Origin of the sequence: Rhodobium orientis (assembly GCF_003258835.1) — a bacterium.
In the GTDB taxonomy this organism is placed as follows: Bacteria; Pseudomonadota; Alphaproteobacteria; order Rhizobiales; family Rhodobiaceae; genus Rhodobium; species Rhodobium orientis.
Genome location: NZ_NPEV01000060.1, coordinates 1 through 15,568, shown reverse-complemented (window position 1 = coordinate 15,568; position 15,568 = coordinate 1). Strand labels below are relative to the sequence as shown.

14 protein-coding genes and 1 pseudogene are annotated in these 15,568 nt (G+C 60.0%); 11 read left to right on the top strand and 4 right to left on the bottom strand.

Features of this window, described 5'->3' with window-relative positions; all coding sequences use genetic code 11:
- Window positions 1-79: 79 nt before the first annotated feature.
- Window positions 80-1,915 carry an SLC13 family permease gene (locus CH339_RS20390; protein ID WP_245408185.1) on the top strand — a complete coding sequence of 612 codons (1,836 nt, stop codon included), beginning with the start codon at window positions 80-82 and terminating at the stop codon, window positions 1,913-1,915.
- Window positions 1,916-2,082: 167 nt separating this feature from the next.
- Here CH339_RS20390 and nhaA read toward each other — a convergent pair whose 3' ends face one another.
- Together nhaA and CH339_RS20380 are read right to left on the bottom strand one after the other, a co-directional pair.
- Window positions 2,083-3,414, bottom strand: a complete 1,332-nt coding sequence (gene nhaA, locus CH339_RS20385; protein WP_111436213.1) for a Na+/H+ antiporter NhaA — start codon at window positions 3,412-3,414, stop codon at window positions 2,083-2,085.
- 96 nt (window positions 3,415-3,510) lie between these two features.
- The gene (locus tag CH339_RS20380; RefSeq protein ID WP_111436212.1) at window positions 3,511-3,747 is read right to left on the bottom strand and encodes a hypothetical protein; all 237 of its coding nucleotides are present in this window, start codon (window positions 3,745-3,747) and stop codon (window positions 3,511-3,513) included.
- Between the two features lie 168 nt (window positions 3,748-3,915).
- On the opposite strand from CH339_RS20380, the gene CH339_RS20375 reads away from it, so the two are divergent.
- Window positions 3,916-4,650 (top strand): Crp/Fnr family transcriptional regulator, encoded by a 735-nt coding sequence (locus tag CH339_RS20375; RefSeq protein WP_201240989.1) that lies wholly within the window; start codon window positions 3,916-3,918, stop codon window positions 4,648-4,650.
- Between the two features lie 58 nt (window positions 4,651-4,708).
- Here the strand turns inward: CH339_RS20375 and CH339_RS20370 are convergent, their stop codons facing one another.
- Window positions 4,709-4,897, bottom strand: coding sequence for a hypothetical protein (locus tag CH339_RS20370; protein WP_111436211.1), 189 nt, complete (start codon window positions 4,895-4,897; stop codon window positions 4,709-4,711).
- Between the two features lie 559 nt (window positions 4,898-5,456).
- On the opposite strand from CH339_RS20370, the gene hflK reads away from it, so the two are divergent.
- The 8 genes from hflK (at window position 5,457) to CH339_RS20335 (ending at window position 12,473) form a co-directional block, all read left to right on the top strand.
- The gene (gene hflK, locus CH339_RS20365) at window positions 5,457-6,524 is read left to right on the top strand and encodes an FtsH protease activity modulator HflK (protein WP_111436210.1); all 1,068 of its coding nucleotides are present in this window, start codon (window positions 5,457-5,459) and stop codon (window positions 6,522-6,524) included.
- Window positions 6,521-7,552: a protease modulator HflC gene (hflC, locus tag CH339_RS20360; RefSeq protein WP_111436209.1), complete on the top strand. Its 1,032-nt coding sequence runs from the start codon at window positions 6,521-6,523 to the stop codon at window positions 7,550-7,552. The genes hflK and hflC overlap by 4 nt, the downstream gene beginning before the upstream one ends.
- Before the next feature lie 330 nt (window positions 7,553-7,882).
- Window positions 7,883-8,227: a hypothetical protein gene (locus CH339_RS20355; RefSeq protein ID WP_111436223.1), complete on the top strand. Its 345-nt coding sequence runs from the start codon at window positions 7,883-7,885 to the stop codon at window positions 8,225-8,227.
- A gap of 46 nt (window positions 8,228-8,273) precedes the next feature.
- Window positions 8,274-8,753 carry a hypothetical protein gene (locus tag CH339_RS20350; protein WP_201240990.1) on the top strand — a complete coding sequence of 160 codons (480 nt, stop codon included), beginning with the start codon at window positions 8,274-8,276 and terminating at the stop codon, window positions 8,751-8,753.
- Window positions 8,754-9,140: 387 nt separating this feature from the next.
- A complete protein-coding gene (locus tag CH339_RS24455) occupies window positions 9,141-9,938 on the top strand; it encodes a hypothetical protein (RefSeq protein ID WP_146610264.1) in 798 nt (265 codons plus the stop codon).
- Between the two features lie 39 nt (window positions 9,939-9,977).
- Window positions 9,978-10,799 (top strand): transglutaminase-like domain-containing protein, encoded by an 822-nt coding sequence (locus CH339_RS20345; protein WP_111436208.1) that lies wholly within the window; start codon window positions 9,978-9,980, stop codon window positions 10,797-10,799.
- 216 nt (window positions 10,800-11,015) lie between these two features.
- Complete coding sequence (locus CH339_RS20340) at window positions 11,016-11,324, top strand: hypothetical protein (RefSeq protein ID WP_146610263.1); 309 nt, start codon at window positions 11,016-11,018, stop codon at window positions 11,322-11,324.
- A gap of 222 nt (window positions 11,325-11,546) precedes the next feature.
- Complete coding sequence (locus CH339_RS20335) at window positions 11,547-12,473, top strand: transglutaminase family protein (protein ID WP_111436206.1); 927 nt, start codon at window positions 11,547-11,549, stop codon at window positions 12,471-12,473.
- Window positions 12,474-12,816: 343 nt separating this feature from the next.
- Here the strand turns inward: CH339_RS20335 and CH339_RS20330 are convergent.
- A protein-coding gene (locus CH339_RS20330) for an IS3 family transposase (protein ID WP_111436205.1) occupies window positions 12,817-14,048 on the bottom strand; the annotation gives its coding sequence in 2 pieces (ribosomal slippage) (window positions 12,817-13,694 and window positions 13,694-14,048; 1,233 coding nt in all).
- 14 nt (window positions 14,049-14,062) lie between these two features.
- On the opposite strand from CH339_RS20330, the pseudogene CH339_RS20320 reads away from it, so the two are divergent.
- Window positions 14,063-15,148 (top strand): annotated as a pseudogene (locus CH339_RS20320) (IS3 family transposase).
- The last annotated feature ends 420 nt before the right edge of the window (window positions 15,149-15,568 follow it).

Below are 15,568 nucleotides of genomic sequence, written 5' to 3'. Positions count from 1 at the left end.
ATTTCTATAAAAGCTTGCGGTGAGACGATTTATTTCTTGGACAATTCTGTGCCGTGAATCAGGTGCGATCTGATCGTTCGTGCAAGAGGCGGTGAAGTCTGAAAGCAAGCCCCTTCGAAGTTGGAGAAAATCGATCGATATTGCAGTTGGCTATGAGGCTTTTCTTGCACTGGGGCTTCTTTCGCTCCTCTTTGCAGGATTCGTATCAGAGCGCTTTGCCCCAGACGTCACCGCCGCGGGCGCCGCGGCTCTCTTTGTCGTCTTCGGCCTCGTTCCCACGTCGGAGGTTCTGGCGGCGTTTGCTAATCCTGCACCAATTACGATCGCCGCTATGTTCGTTATCAGTGGTGCGTTGGTCAGAACCGGGGCTCTTGATGCGCTCGCTCATTGGGTTGTGGCGGCAGCAAGCCGCCGACCAATTGCCGGTACGGCCGTATTTCTGCTGGCTACACTCCTTGCGTCGGCCGTGATGAACAACACACCGGTTGTCATCGTCCTGATCCCAGTGGCAATCCGCCTCGCGCGAAGCCTTGACCTTGCGGCGACGCGAATGCTGATACCTCTGTCCTACATGGCGGTTCTGGGTGGAACCTGCACGCTCATCGGCACCTCCACGAATCTGCTTGTCGATGGCGTGGCACAGAATGCCGGGCTCGAGCCGTTCTCGATTCTCGAAATAACGCCGGTCGGTTTGGTTGCTGCGGTCACCGGCGGTATCGTCCTGCTGATCCTGGGACCCGTCTTGCTGCCCGATCGGAGGGATCGCGCGGATCCCGGCGCGGACGGAGAGGCGACGTTCCTGACAGAGCTACGCCCCCGCGAGGGCTATAGAGGTCTCGGGACGAAAGTCAGTCAGATCGGCGACATGAACCGGCGCGGCGTGGAAATCATCGGGATTCGAACGCGGTCAAGCGTCAAATCGGAAGGCTTGAGCGAGCACGTTCTCGAGTTCGGCGATAGGCTCATCGCCAAGGTGACTACATCTGAACTGCTAACCCTGCGAAACCTCCAAGGTGTGGATGTGGGCCTGCGTCAGGGACCAGCGGCCGGTGATGCAACCGACCTGGTGGTCGCGGAGGCTATCGTTACCCTGTCGCGCAGGAGCCGCGGGGTGCGCATCGCGCAACTGGCGATAGGCCATCGCTATGGAATGCGTGTGCTCGGCGCCCATCGCCACGGTGAGAATCTCGGACCCGATCTGTCGACGGCTTTGCTGCGACCGGCGGACAAGCTGCTGCTCGAAGGGACGCCCGAAGCCTTCGCCCGAATGACCGAGGCGGGCGATCTTGCCGCGATAACGCAAGCGGGCGGTCGTGCGTTTCGCCGGCGTAAGGCGCCGCTTGTTCTCCTTGCGCTGATAGCAGTGGTGGCTCTTGCCGTGGCGGGGATTGCCGAGATCAGCATACTTGCGTTGGTCGCCGTCTCGGCAATCCTCGTGCTACGATGCATAGACAATGACGAAGCTTGGGGGGCAATCGACGCGAGCGTCCTTGTGCTGGTCATCTCGATGCTGATCGTAGGGGCGGGATTGCAGCATTCGGGGGCCGTTGAACTTATCGTCGACGCTGTCGCCCCCCTGCTCATCGGGCAGCATCCTCTTGTGGCGTTGGCTGCTGTCTTCGTGTTGTCATCGGTGCTCACCGAGGCGGTTACCAACAACGCGGTAGCCGTCGTGGTGACGCCACTCGCGATCGGACTTGCTGAACAAATCGGGGCCGACCCGAGACCGTTTGTCGTCGCGGTGATGTTCGGGGCGAGTGCGAGCTTCGCGACACCGATCGGCTATCAGACGAACACTTTGGTGTACGGAGCGGGAAACTACAGATTTTTCGACTTTCTCAAGATCGGGATTCCAATGAACGTTATCGTCGGTACCGCGGTGGTTGGGGCAACTTGGATGTTCTTCCCGTTCTAAGAGCTGCACCGGACGCACAGTTGAAAGGAGCGTTCGGCCTCAGAATCACATCTCTCCCGCAAGAGGATCTGCCGAAGCCAATCGTGTGGATCGACCGACTTGACACCTGGCTTTCCTTTGCAGGTCACCCGACACAAGCACTTGGCGAGGCGGGCTCGATCATGGTTTCATGCGACGGCTCCGCCGCGGGCCGCGCGGGATGTCAATAGAACCAGCATCACCGTACCCGCCACCGCGGCGACAGCCGATCCCGATAGGATCCCGAGCTTTGCGGCGTTGAGCATCGCCGGTTCGAATGCCAGGCCGGCGATGAACAGCGACATCGTGAAGCCGATGCCCGTGAGCAAGGCGCCTGCGACGACGAAGGACCATGACAGACCGGGTCCGAGCACCGCCAGTCCGGAGCGGACGGCGAGCCAGCTGAAACCGAGAACACCAATTGGCTTTCCCAGTACCAGCCCGACAATGATGGCCACCGAGACCGACTGCCCGAAATGAGCGCCACTGATTGTTATGCCGGCATTCGCCAGCGCGAAAATCGGCATGATCGCAAAGCCGACCCATGGGTGCAGCATCAGTTCGAGTCGTTCCACCGGAGACAGGGACTCCGTAACTGCCCTGCCGGCCTGACGGAGGTCGTGGCGGTCAACGGTATCACCACTCCAATGCTCGCCAACCGGATAGGCGAGCACACGCCCCAGGATCGCACGCAAACGCGTATCGCTTACCCACACCCGGGCCGGTGTCATCAGTCCAAGGATCACGCCGGCGATTGTCGCATGAATGCCGGAGGCATCGAAACACAGCCAGATCGCGCCTCCCAGCAGGAAGTAGATCGGCACGCTTCTGACCCCGAAACGCGCGATGCCGGCGACCGCGCCGAGCGCCAGCAATCCGAGCCCGAGAGCCGACCAGTTCATCTTATCCCCATAGCCGAAAGCGACAACGAGGATCGCCCCGACGTCATCGAAAATCGCCAGGGAGAGCAGAAACAGACGCAAGGTCGGTGGAATTCGGTTTCCGAACAGCGCAAGGCATCCGATCACCAACGCGGTATCCGTCGCCATCACGGTGCCCCATCCGTGAACTCCCGGCTCTCCAATCTTCAATGCAAGATAGAGCGAGACAGGAACGACCATGCCGCCCAACGCACCCGCGAAAGGTAGCGCGGCCTGTCTGGGATTTCGCAGTTCGCCGAGAACGATCTCCCTCTTGAGCTCCAGCGAAAGCACGAAGAAAAACAGGGTCATCAGTCCGTCGTTGATCCAGTGGCGCAGAGAGCGGCTGAAATCCAGCGCACCGAACGTCAGGCCAATCGGAAGTTCCCAGAAGCCCAGGAAAGCCTCAGCCCAGGGCGAATTGGCCAATGCCAGGGCAAGCAGCACCGCCAGAAGCAGGAGCCCGCCTGCCGCAGCCTCGATCTTCAGAAACCGCGCGAAAGGCTTCGTGATCCTGTCGGCGGTCTCACGGGGTAGGTTTGTTTCTTCCTGATAGACCATGGACGCCGTGTGCCTCTTGTCGTTTTCGATGGCGTGAGCCGTTGGAATCCAGGGCGCTCGAAGAGCCGGGAAACCGATGCGAAATCTTCAACCCGCTCATGGTCTTCGAACCGAATTTCCTCCGGCGATGATCCGGTCGATCAGTGCAGCGACGGCTCGGTGCGTTTCCTTCTCGTCGTCGGTCCCATCAGCGTTCTCGTGAGCCGCGGCAGCATCCTGAAGGATCCCCAGTATCTCCCTTTCGGGAAGAATCTCATGATCGTTCAGGGCAAGCAGCAGCGCTTCGCAGATCGAAAGTGCGGCCATGCCTCCGTAATCCGTATGGTCCGGCATCGGATAAGTCCTTTCTACCGACAAGGAATCAGGTCGCGGCGGCCTGACGAACTGCGGCACCCTTTCAGAAAATGCGTTATACGGAACTGATGGAAGTCAGCCTTCGCGCCGGCTGCTGCGCATATCGTCAAACAATACGGGTGAGGCCCAAACAATGCGGGAGACGCCATGAGCATGACGGACCAAAGCCCGCTCGGCCGAAAGCTTTCGGCCTTCGTCGCGTTGTCCGACGCCGAGCTCGCAGTACTGGCGGGCTTGCATCAGCGGCGCAGGGTATTTGTCGCCGGGCGCGACCTCGTGCATCAGGGACAGTCGAAACAGGCCGCCTATATCCTTGCATCCGGTTGGGTCTGTTCCTACAAAATTCAGCCCGACGGATCGCGCCAGATTGTCGACTTCCAGATTCCCGGAGACTTTCTCGGATTGCGCAGCGTCTTATTGCGCACGTCCGATCACAGTTTCGAGCCCATCGTCGATATCGAGGCGGCGGAAGTCCTCGCAAGCGACCTTCTCAAGGCATTCGCGGATACCCCTCGTTTGGCGACGGCCATATTTTGGGCGGCGTCGCGGGACGAGGCGATGGTCGTCGAACATCTCGTCGGCGTCGGGCGCCGCGATTCGGATGCCCGTATGGCGCACTTCCTGCTAGAGCTCGGGTCGCGGCTGGCTCTGGTTGGCATCGGGAGCAAGGACGGCTACGACTGTCCGCTCACGCAGTATCATCTGGCCGACGCCCTGGGCCTTAGCGCGGTCCACGTGAACCGCGTGCTTCGGCAACTGCGCGAGCGCGGACTGGTGACATTTCGCGACGGTCATGTGTCGTTCGACGATCGCGATCGTCTGGCAGAACTCGCCGAATTCGATTCCACGTATCTGGACCACGAGGGGCCGCTGCTCAAATGAGCGGAGGGTTGTCCGATGTATATCGGTCGGACCCGGCAGGCACCGCATGCGAACGCCGTCACCGGAGCGCCGCGATTGCTTCGTCGAGTTGATTGTTCGCCAATGCTTCGGCCATTTCCTCGTGTGCCTTTTCGGCAGCAAGTAAGTGCCTGAGCGCTTCGTCCTTCTTCGGGCCAGCGGGTGCGTTGTCGCATGCCAGCTTGACGGACTTCATTTTCAAGGTCGGTCGGCTCATGTCGAGCATCATAGGATTGTCCTTTCATGGATGGCCCAACCGGAGTGAGTGCGGCGGCGGGTCAATTGGTCAAGAACGGCTTGCCAGCTTACCTGCCCAACAACGATATCGGAATCCATACTCTTCACCATCTGGTGGACGACGCCTGCCTATCAGCCGCGCCATTTCAGTGCACTAATGCAGGTTAGCCTGGATTGAAGTCGTTTGTACGCGGCGCAAATCCACGCCGGCGATTCTCGCCACCGCTCATCAGGTGCAGCTAATCCAAACGTCGAACCAGACTAACCTGAAGCAGTACGGGCCAGCCGATCAAAAGCTAGAAAACGTCCGAGTGCCAAGTCGGGCCAAGCTTTTCGTACGCTTTTGCGGGGGAACGGATCCGATTGCGGTTAGCCGAAGCGGGACTCGATACGGTCGAGCCTTCGGAATGCCCTGTCGCCCCAGGCAGAAAATCATCTCGGACATTGGGATAACGCGAAGGTCATGGCGCGCGGAATGTGCGTCACCAGGAGATCGCCGCCCAAGATGGTCAATCGGGTCGGTTCTTGCAGATCGAGAGAGGACATGCGCCATGCCTGCACAAAACGAGGGTCCGCCAAATCGTGGACCTTGGAGCAACAACCCGAGACCCTCCCCTCCAGAGATCGATGACCTTCTTCGGCAGGTGCGCGAACAATTGAGTAACCTGCTGCCAAGCGGTCAGCCGCCAACAAGGAGTATGTTGGTCGCCGGCGCGATTGCGCTTGCCGCGTTCGGCGCATGGTCCTCCTACTACACGGTACCGAGCGACTCCGTTGCAATCGTACAGCGTTTCGGAAAATTCAGCTCGGAGGTTTCGCCCGGTCTGCATTTCAAGTTTCCGCTCGGCATCGACGTCGCCACGATCGTGCCCGTGAAGCGTCAGTTGAAACAGGAATTCGGCTTCGCGACCCCTGGCGCGAACGATCCGTATCAGAGCCCGACAGAGGGGCGACGCGAGACCGAGATGGTCACGGGCGATCTGAACGCGGCGCTCGTGGAGTGGGTCGTGCAATACCGGATCTCCGAGCCTCTGAAGTTTCTCTTCGAGGTCCGCGAGCCGAGCGCGACCTTGCGTTACGTCTCCGAGTCGGTGATGCGCGAAGTCGTCGGCGACCGAACGGTCGACGAAGTCATCACGATCGGACGGCAGGAGATCGAGAGCGAAGCTCTTTTGAAGATGCAGGCATTGGCCACGAAATACGCCATGGGAATCAGCATCGATCAGGTACAACTGAAGAATATCAATCCGCCGGAGCCGGTGCAGGCCTCCTTCAACGAGGTCAATCAGGCGCAGCAGGAAAAGGAACGGCTCATCAACGAGGCCCGCCGGGAATACAACAAGGTCATCCCGCTGGCCGAAGGTGAAAAGGACCAGCGTATTCGCGAGGCCGATGGCTACCGTCTCAAACGCATCAACGAGGCCGAGGGTGACGCGGCGCGATTCACGGCCCTTCTAACCGAGTATGGGAAGGCGCCGGAGGTGACGATGCGGCGGATATACATCGAGACCATGCAAGACGTTCTGCCCGGTATCCGGTCCAAGATCATTGTCGACGGTTCGACCGGCAGCATCCTTCCATTTCTTGACCTCAACCGGCAGACAGGAGAGCGGCAATGAAAATGATTTCGCTAGGCCTCGCCGGAATCGCGATCGCTGGCATCGTGATCGCGTCCGCTTCCATCTACACAGTCGGGGAGGTCGAACAGGCTATCATCACCCAGTTCGGAAAACCTGTCGGGGCACCGGTCACGACAGCAGGGTTAAAGCTCAAGATCCCTTTCGTGCAGGAGGTCAACCGGATCGATCGACGGGTGCTGGAGTGGGACGGCAATCCGTCCGACATGCCCACCAAAGACAAGCTCTATATCTCCGTCGATCTGTTCGCCCGCTGGAAGATCACCGACCCGCTGCAATACTTCCTGCGTCTGCGCGATGAGCGTAGCGCACAGTCGCGGCTCGATGACATCCTCGGCAGCGAAACCCGCAATGCCGTTGCCAAGCACGAACTGATCGAGATCATCAGGACGACGAGGGACAGATCGCCGCTGCGCGATACCCTGCTGACGGATGAGGAACTGGCGCAGGACATCGGCGCGTTGGTACCCATCGTGAAGGGAAGGGCCTTGGTCGAGCAGGAAATCTTCGAAGCCGCCGCCGAAAAGGTCCGCGTGTTCGGGATCGAACTTCTCGATATCCGGTTCAAGCGCATCAACTACAATGAAAGCGTGCGGCCGAAGATCTACGACCGCATGATATCGGAGCGACGTCAGATCGCCGAGCGTTTCCTGTCCGAGGGCAACGGGGAAGCGGCGCGCATTCGCGGCAACCGCGAGCGGGACCTGAACAAGATACGATCCGAGGCCTATCGGGCTGTCGAGGAGATTCGCGGTGTGGCCGACGCGACCGCCGCGGATATCTATTCAAAGGCATACAATGCCAGTCCCCAGGCAGTAGATTTCTATGAATTCACGCGGACGATGCAGGCCTACGACGACATGATTTCCGACGGAACGACGCTTGTCCTGAGCACGGACAGCGATCTCTTCAGATTTCTCGGAGGAATGCAGGCCGACTCGCAATTTAAAACCGGCTATCCCGAAAAACCGGAAGAGATCAAAGCCGCGCTGCCGAAGGATGCACCGTAAGATGGGCGGTGCCGACCGCCATCGAGCGACAGAAACCGTAACCATATCATGAGCTGACAGCTCCTGAATGAGCGTTCGTGCCGACGAGGGCGTCGCGCGCAAGAAAATCACCTCAAGCCCTGGCCGACGCTAACCTGGGTCAGCGTACGACATCCGATCGAAACGTAAAAGAATGTAGGTCATTCTCGGCAGCGATTGAAGGTGCCGCAGGACGACAGTGTTACGCCTGACTACGGAGTAGCATCCGCGCTAACGTCCCGGCCGCACGGCAAGGAATGTGCCCTTCGGTCGCCGAGGCGCAACGGCTTTTTTCCCTTGGAGGACGCGAAAATGAACGCACCCGAATGGCTCAAACCCGGCATCTATGGCGCGGTGATCGGCGCTGTCGTCGTCAGCGTCGTCGGCTTCACGTGGGGAGGCTGGGTTACGGGCGGAACGGCCGATGAACGGGCTATGACCATGGCTCGTGACGACGTGGTCGCGGCTATGGTTCCGGTTTGCCTCGACATGGCCCAGAACGACCAGGAGCGCCTGGAAAAACTCGCGATGATCCGCGCGGCTTCAACCTACCAGCGGCGGGACGCACTTATGGAGACCGGCTGGGCGACGATGCCCGGAACGGACGGGCCAAACAGGGACATCGCGGCGGCCTGCCTTCCGGCGCTCAAACTCTGAACGCTCCAGTCGAATCGAAGACTCGTCTATTAGGAGGAGACAGGTCATGGGAACGACTAAGATGCTTCCGCAATACCGCTCCGAGGCAAGCGACCTGGAGCGCCGCATGCTGGCCCATGAGAGGGTTCTTCAGTCGCTAATCGCCTACATGTCCCGCACGGAACCTCGTTTCGTCGACCATTTGCGAAAGAGGTTCGTTGAGCCGATGAGCATGGCTGTTCGGGAACACGACTTCCGGGACACCGACGACTACGCGGAGGAGTTCATTCGTGCGGTTATGCTGCTCGGGGAACTGCTCGCCACTCGGCCGCCCGAGACCGCGAGCGAGGCTATCGCTCCGCGACCGCCGCAAGGACAAGGATTACCTCCTTGTCCCACCGAGCAATCGTCTCGGCTCGATCGGGTACAGCTTAGAGAGCGAAACGGCATCTGGGAGGTCAAGGTCGATGGTGCCTTTCATGGTGACTATCACCAGCACGAGCAGGCTCTAGCGGCAGTGGCGCTCATCAAGTTGTCCCTGCGATGACGAGACCGAGCAGGCAGATAATCTACAACATGCGCTCGATTGCGGGACCCGACGGCAAAATGAGCCCGAAGAGCAGCGGTTCTGGCTTGACGGCGCTCCACTTGGGCTCGGATGGCCACCGATCGGCTCCCGCCGTTGGCCGCACGCAACGGCGATATTGCGCACACGAGGCGATACACGCTGCCGAGAACGAGGGCATGCCGTGTCGGTCGGATTAGGTTGAACTCTCAATCCTGATCTCGACCGGCGAAATGGCCGGCGTCAACAGAATTGCAGCTCTGCGCAGCGATGGACTGACGGCACGTGATCCAAAGACGTCCTGAAGCGCAATGAAGGCCCGCGGCAGCACCTGCAGAACGGCCTCCGACCGAAAAGGAACAGGCGACGATGACCGTTAGAAAATTCGAAAAGCCATGGGTTGGCCTCACAGTCGGCGTATCTATCCTGGCCGGTTTCCTTGTCGCTCTCGCCCTCCCCGTGTTCGCTCAGGACGGCACGGGATCCACTCCTGCGAATGCCCACAAACGGGCCTATGGCGCCGGCTGGGACTGTGATCTGGGATATCGTGTGAACAACGACTTATGTGATCGAATTGTGGTGCCTGAGAACGCATATGCGACGGGTCGGTCGTACGGGACGGGTTGGGACTGCCTCCGCGGATACAAAGAAGTGGGCGGTTTGTCTTGTGAGGCGATCATCGTACCCGAAAACGCCTTTCTTCGGGCGTCGGGCTACGATTGGCAATGCGAACGCGGTTTCCGGCAGGATCGAGAGGCGTGCGTGCCGATCACCGTGCCGGACCACGCATACTTGACGGAAGATCCTTCGGGTTCGGGCTGGGACTGCGATCGAGGCTTTTTCGCGGATGCGGGCGGATGCCTTCTGATCGCGGTGCCCGAGAACGGCTATCTGTCCGACGCCCGTTATGGTGGAGCCTGGGCCTGTGAAAGGGGGTTCAAAGCAGTTGACGAACGCTGTGACGCGATTCTCGTGCCGGCAAACGCCTTCCTGGATACAAGCTCGTACGGCTCCGGATGGCGATGTCAACGAGGCTACGAAGCCCGCGACAACGCCTGTATCGAAATCGAGCTGCCCGCGAATGCGCATCTCGAACGCTCCGGCAACAGCTGGCGTTGCGATGTAAGCTTCCAGTTGTCGGATGGTTTTTGTGTTCGTGGGCGGTGATGCATCGGCGCGGCCGACCACACAGCGGAGTCGGCTGACATGCGCGTGAGTATCGGGTGCTGCCTCAAATACAGCTTGCCCCAACCGACGCCATTGATCGCGTTGCTGAACGTCCACTACTCGCGCTTCGGTGACCTCGAACGAGCCGACTACCTGGTGACGTCACCCAGCGTGCCACTGGAAAGCTACCGGGACGGATTCGGCAATTGGTGCACGCGGATGGTGGCACCCGCTGGCGATTTCACGCTCTCGACCGACGGCGTTTTCCGCGATTCCGGTCAACTGGATCCGGTCTGTCCGGCAGCCCGTCAGCAACAGGTCCAGGACCTACCGTTCGAGACGCTCGTCTACCTTCTCGGCAGCCGCTATTGCGATACCGACATCCTCTCGGATGAGGCATGGCGCCTGTTCGGAGACACTGCACCGGGATGGGCACGGGTTCAGGCGATCTGCGACTTCGTACACAACACGGTAACGTTCGACTACATGCGGGCGGATGCAACGCGCACTGCGTCGCAAACCCTTTCCGGGCGCTATGGCGTCTGTCGCGACTTCGCGCATCTCGCCATCGCGTTCTGCCGTTGCGTGAACATTCCGGCCCGCTACTGCACAGGTTATCTGAGCGATATTGGCGAGCCTGAGCCCCATCCGCCCGGAGATTTTGCGGCCTGGATGGAAGTCTTCCTCGAGGGACGCTGGTGGGTCTTCGATCCGCGCAACAACATGAGGCGCACCGCAAGGATCCTGATTGCCGTGGGCCGTGACGCGGCGGATGTTCCGTTGACGCAGACTTTCGGCCCCAACACTTTGAAGGACTTTAGGGTCTGGACAGTCGAAACCCCGAATGACGCGGTCATCTGAAGAGGCGGAAGCGCCGGTTGACCATTTCGCGCGCCGAACCGGAGCAGACGAAATTGAAAGGCCAACCGACCAGCAAGCCGGCGGACAAGCGGGAACGTCGCTTTGCCGTTGGAGTTTCGGGGACAAGGGGGCGGCGAATGCGCATTTTTGCCCCTCATGCGCCGAGCCGCCCTTCTTCGTCGCGGTGCGAAAAGGTGCCGTGGGAGGAGTGATGCCGTGACGGACCGTCCCATCGATCTCGATACTTGGCGGACCAAAGAGGGAAAGCTGGAAATCGACATGCGTCGAAAAGCAGTGACCACTCATGCTTCTCCGGATGAAGAGGCGGACAGTGTGAGCGCGCAGATCGATGCGGCGACGCTGGCTGAACCGGCGCGCACATGGATCGAGGCGACGAAGGAAGTGCGGTTCCTTCTCGAGTTATACGCGGCGACACCGGAAGCGGAGGACCCTCGGCTTCACAAACTGATCCAGCGTGCCTTGAGCGATTTGGCGCGGCTGACGAAACGTGAGGAGAACAAGTGATGACAGAGATCGGGGCACTGCCTCTGGTATTGGCCAAGCCTCAGGGCGATGTGCCGGCGGAGCGTGTTTGTCTCCGCTGCAAGAGGCCGTTTTGGAGCGAAGGCTTTTACGAGCGGACCTGCGCCCACTGCAAGAGTTCGACGGCTTGGCGCACCGCCGCGTCCTCACCATATGGATACGGCCGGAGCCGCTCATTGGGCCGGATTTCTTAGATCGCCGCCGATGCCGCTGGTCAACATCTCCCACAACACCACCTATCGATACGGATCCGCCGTCGATCTGGGGCCGCACCGGATGATGCTTCGTCCACGCGAGACCCGCGATCTCCGGCTTGTAGCCTTTGATCTCGATATCACACCGGCCGCAAACATTGTCTGGTCACATGACGTCGCAGGAAATGCAATCGCGACCGTCGTGTTCGATCGCCCATCCGACGTGCTCGTCATCGATTCACATGCGACCGTGGATCTGACGGCACCGGTCTGGCCCGTCTTCGCGATCGCGGCTTACGCAACCTCATATCCCTTTCAGTACGAGGCCGACGACCTCATTGAGCTCGGCGCGCTCGCCTTGCCGCAATATGCGGACGATACCCGCCGTCTGGCTACTTGGGTCGAGGCGTTCGTGATGGACCGTCCGACGGATACGCTGTCTTTGCTGAAAGACGTCGCCAACGGCGTGACGGCACGCATCGCCTACCAGAGCCGGGAGACCGAGGGCACTCAGGGACCGCTCGAAACCCTGGACAGGGGCTGGGGATCATGCCGCGACTTTGCCGTTCTCTTCGCCGAGGCGGTGCGGACGCTCGGCCTCGGAGCGCGCCTCGTATCCGGTTATCTCTACAATCCGAGCGGAAATTGGCTCGGATCGACGGCGATAGGCTCCACACACGCCTGGGTCGAAGTGTTTGTCCCCGGTGCTGGCTGGATCCCGTTCGATCCCACCAATCGGGCAGTCGGGTCAGCCAATCTGATCCCGGTCGCCGTCGCGCGGAAGATCGAGCAGGTTGCGCCGGTGAGCGGCAGCTTTCATGGTACCAACGTCGATCTGCTCTCAATGGACGTCGTGGTCGGCGTCGAGGATGCCGCGCGGTCATCTTTCGGCGCGGTGGACATGCGACGATCGCCTCCGGAAACGGCTCAGGACTGACATCGATGACCGTCCTGAGCCGGAGTCAGACAACACGTATCAGGTGACACTGCATTTGCACTTGACCAGCCTATCGTAAGTGCATGCTGATCAATCGTAAATTTTGATGATTCCAGAAGGCATTATTTGAATTTAGGTGTTCCGATGCAAAACCAAATCGCCCGGCGACCGCTTGGTCGCCGGGTGCAAATTTGTTAGTGAGACTTTATAAATCGGAAGATGGAGTTGCCCCCGTTTCACCGGACAGTCCGGCTATTGGGTTGGACTGCCCCTATCCCGGTAGACAAGCCCCGCCTATCCTTGGACTGCCCTGGAGTTGCCCCCGTTTCGCCGGACAGTCCGGCTACTGGGTCCGAGCTCGGATGAACTCCCTTGGGGAGCGCATCTTGAGCGCTGAATGGGGATGGATTTCGTTGTAGTCGTCGATCCATCCGGGGATAAACCGGAGCACGGTCTGGGCGTCCGGCAGCGGTTTGACGCGAGCATAGTCGCGCTTGAAGGTTTTGACGAACGCTTCTGACATACCGTTCGATTCCGGGCTCTGAACCGGCGTGAAGCAAGGAGTGAGGTTCAACGCAGCGGCGAAGTCGCGGGTATCCTTGGCGGTATAGGGACTCCCGTTGTCCGACAGGTGTTCGATTGCGTGCGGCGCCCTTGTCGTTCCGAACCGTTTCTCTACGGCCTCCAACATCATGTCGCGCACATCGGAGCCGCTGATGCCGGCGCCGGTAACGGCCACGAAGGCGATGATCTCGCGGTCGAAGGCATCGATGATGAAGGCCAGGCGAACGACCTCGCCGTTCCAGCAGGTGAACTCCAGGGCATCGGAACACCAGCGCAGGTTCGAGGCCATCACCATGATCTTGCCGTCATGGACACGCCCGGGCCGGTCGGCGGTATGGCGCTGAAGCAGCAGCCCGTGCCGCTTCATGATCCGGTAGATGCGCTTGTGATTGGCCGGCGCCCGGCCGTTCTGCACCAGTTCCCGGTTCACCAGCGCGGTGATGCGGCGATAGCCATAGGTCGGCCGCTCAGAGACGACGCGCCGGATCAGCGGCAACAGCGCCTCGTCGGCGGCCTTGACGTAGGGGCCGCGGGATTTGGCCTCGCCGCGTTGCCGCTCGTAGAGATTGGAGCGCGAAACCCGGAGGACTTCGGCAATCCGGCTCATCGGGAACCGTCCTGTCGTGGCGACAACAGCCGCAAGCCCTGTTTTTTTGCCCGTGCCTTGTCGAGCGCCTCGCGCAGGATCTCATTCTCCATGGTCTTCTTGCCAAGCAAGCGTTCCAGTTCGCGCACCCGCTCTTCCAGGCGGCGCACTTCGGATGCGGCAATCACATCGTCGTCCGAGCCCACGGCTACCGTTCCTCCCTCGGCCATCAGGCGGCGCCAGCGGAACAACAGGGTCGGGGCGACGCTATTGCGCCTTGCCACCTCCGAGACGCTGGCTCCGCTGTCATAGCTTTCCTCGATGATCCTGAGTTTTTGCTCGGTCGTCCACCGCCGTCGGCGGGCCGTTCCGGTGATCACTTCAATGCGCTGATAGTCGTCCGACATAAGCCTGTCCTTGGGGATATCCCCAAGCCTTCTTGCTTACGCCGGACTGTCCGGTCGAAATGGGGGCCAGTTCATTGGGCGTGTCGGCCCATAGCCTTTACAAGTGGGTCAAGGCCGTATCGCCCGACCGATCGGAGCAACAGTCGAAGGAACTCCTGGAGGCCAAGAGCGAGGTCCTTCGACTGCGCGCGCAGCTGCGGCGGGTCGAGGAGGAGCGGGATCTCCTAAAAAAAGCCGCGCGGTACTTTGCCAAGGAACCCGAGTGAAGTACCGCTTCATGAACGAGCACCGTCGCGACTACGCCATTACGTTGATGTGTCGGGTTCTGCGGGTGGTCCGCGCAGGGTTTTATGCATGGCTGCACGAGCCGGTGAGCGATCACGCCAGGGAAGATGCCCGCTTGCTCGATCTCATCCATGCCTCCTACAGCGCAAGCCATGGCGTTTACGGTGCGCGTCGCATCTTCGGCGACCTTCGTGAAGCCGGAGAGAGCTGCGGGCTCCATCGTGTCGAGCGCATCATGCGGGAAAACGGCATCAAGCCCGTGCGCGGCTACAAAAAGCCTCGACCCATTGCCGGCCGGCCCTCGATCATCGCTCCGAACCGGCTACAGCGCGCGTTTACCGTCGATGCGGCCAACAAGGTCTGGGTGACCGACATCACCTATATCCGGACCTGGCAGGGCTGGCTTTATCTGGCGGTCGTCGTCGATCTCTTTGCACGCAAGGTCGTCGGTTGGTCGATGAAACCCAGTCCCTCGAAAGAACTGGCCCTGGATGCGCTGCTCATGGCTGTCTGGCGCAGGAAACCCGCCGGTCGTGTTGTCGTTCACTCAGATCAGGGCAGCCAGTACGGCAGCGACGACTTCAAACGGTTTTGCCAAGCCCACAATCTGGAGCCGAGCATGAGCAGGCGCGCGAACTGCTGGGACAACGCCGTCGCAGTATCCTTCTTTCTGCAGCCTGAAGAAGGAGCGCATCCGAAAACGCATCTACAAAACGCGAGACCTCGCCTAAGCCGACATCTTCGACCATATCGAGGTCTTCTACAACCGAACCCGCCGCCATTCTCATCTTGGCGGCGTCAGTCCCGAGGCGTTCGAAAGCGCCGCAGCGTGAGGATGGGGATTGTCTGCCAAACCGGGTGCAGTCCAGGGGAGAGAGTCGCGGTTGCCGCGAGAGTGACGACATGGCCCTAAAATGAGGGCGTAAGAGCCTCGGCATCTCAACGACATTGGCCGATTGTGCCGACTAGGTCATCTTACAACAGCCAACTACATCCGACAAAATGCGGAATAAAATGTGGGCTTATATGTTGGTCGAGAGCTCTCGGATAGGCGAAATATCAGTAAAATCAATAAGTTATAAAAGGAAATGGCGGACATCGATGTAGAAACTTCGAACTCCGTCCTTGAAATCTTAGAAAACTGGAACACTCAGCTAAACTCTGAAAATATCAAACTAAAACAAGAAGGTAGATCACCCGGCGGATCGACCCGCCGGGGGCCGACGCCGTGACGGCGGCGGGAAAGCCGGACG

Bases quoted from the DNA above. Each gene is read 5' to 3' on its own strand.
- nhaA (WP_111436213.1), bottom strand. From the start codon at position 3,414: ATGGTCTATCAGGAAGAAACAAACCTACCCCGTGAGACCGCCGACAGG.
- CH339_RS20380 (WP_111436212.1), bottom strand. From the start codon at position 3,747: ATGCCGGACCATACGGATTACGGAGGCATGGCCGCACTTTCGATCTGC.
- CH339_RS20375 (WP_201240989.1), top strand. From the start codon at position 3,916: ATGAGCATGACGGACCAAAGCCCGCTCGGCCGAAAGCTTTCGGCCTTC.
- CH339_RS20370 (WP_111436211.1), bottom strand. From the start codon at position 4,897: ATGATGCTCGACATGAGCCGACCGACCTTGAAAATGAAGTCCGTCAAG.
- hflK (WP_111436210.1), top strand. From the start codon at position 5,457: ATGCCTGCACAAAACGAGGGTCCGCCAAATCGTGGACCTTGGAGCAAC.
- hflC (WP_111436209.1), top strand. From the start codon at position 6,521: ATGAAAATGATTTCGCTAGGCCTCGCCGGAATCGCGATCGCTGGCATC.
- CH339_RS20355 (WP_111436223.1), top strand. From the start codon at position 7,883: ATGAACGCACCCGAATGGCTCAAACCCGGCATCTATGGCGCGGTGATC.
- CH339_RS20350 (WP_201240990.1), top strand. From the start codon at position 8,274: ATGGGAACGACTAAGATGCTTCCGCAATACCGCTCCGAGGCAAGCGAC.
- CH339_RS24455 (WP_146610264.1), top strand. From the start codon at position 9,141: ATGACCGTTAGAAAATTCGAAAAGCCATGGGTTGGCCTCACAGTCGGC.
- CH339_RS20345 (WP_111436208.1), top strand. From the start codon at position 9,978: ATGCGCGTGAGTATCGGGTGCTGCCTCAAATACAGCTTGCCCCAACCG.
- CH339_RS20335 (WP_111436206.1), top strand. From the start codon at position 11,547: ATGCCGCTGGTCAACATCTCCCACAACACCACCTATCGATACGGATCC.